Genomic DNA, 918 nt, shown 5'->3' with positions numbered 1-918 from the left:
AAAGGTTGGCGGCGACCGACTCTCCCACCGGTGAAGGCAGTACCATAGGCGCACCGGGGCTTAACGGCTCTGTTCGGAATGGGAAGAGGTGAACACCCGGGCTAAAGCCACCATTGCTGGCGGGGGTTGCGGCGTTCTGATGCCCTGCTCGCGCAGGAACGCAACCCTCAATAACTCGACGTAAGGGGACAAAAACGAAGCGTGCGGTGCGCGCCCGACGAATGATGCAATCATTTTGCAATGCTTGCTTAGCGAAGCCCTCGGCCACTTAGTACGGCTCAGCTATTCCATTTCTGGTTGTTCACCTGCCGCCTATCCACGTCGTCATCTCCGACGGGCCTTCCATTGGGAAATCTCATCTCCAGGTGAGTTTCGCACTTAGATGCTTTCAGCGCTTATCTCGTCCCAGCGTAGCTACCCGGCGCTGCACCTGGCGGTACAACCGGCGCACCAGCGGCTGGTCCATCCCGGTCCTCTCGTACTAAGGACAGGTCCTGTCAAATTTCCAACGCCCACCACAGATAGGGACCGAACTGTCTCACGACGTTCTGAACCCAGCTCGCGTGCCACTTTAATCGGCGAACAGCCGAACCCTTGGGACCTTCTCCAGCCCCAGGACGTGACGAGCCGACATCGAGGTGCCAAACCTCCCCGTCGATATGAGCTCTTGGGGGAGATCAGCCTGTTATCCCCGGCGTACCTTTTATCCTTTGAGCGATGGCCCTTCCATGCGGAACCACCGGATCACTATATCCGTCTTTCGACCCTGCTCGGCTAGTCGGCCTCACAGTCAAGCCCGCTTCTGCTATTGCGCTCTGCGTCCGGTTACCAAGCGGACTGAGCGGACCTTTGAAAGCCTCCGATACTCTTTTGGAGGCGACCACCCCAGTCAAACTACCCAGCAGCCACTGTCTCCCG

The 918-nt window shown here is 58.4% G+C and carries 2 rRNA genes; both read right to left on the bottom strand.

The features are described 5' to 3' along the window. Positions 1 to 3 precede the first annotated feature (3 nt). Positions 4 to 115, bottom strand: a 5S ribosomal RNA gene (gene rrf / locus J4G38_RS25610). A gap of 133 nt (positions 116 to 248) precedes the next feature. After that, a 23S ribosomal RNA gene (locus tag J4G38_RS25605) occupies positions 249 to 918 on the bottom strand; the annotation flags it as partial.

It is taken from the genome of Hymenobacter terricola, assembly GCF_017921975.2.
Classification (GTDB): Bacteria; Bacteroidota; Bacteroidia; order Cytophagales; family Hymenobacteraceae; genus Hymenobacter; species Hymenobacter terricola.
The sequence above is the reverse complement of the archived record's forward strand: the minus strand, read 5'-3'. Positions and strand labels throughout refer to the sequence as shown.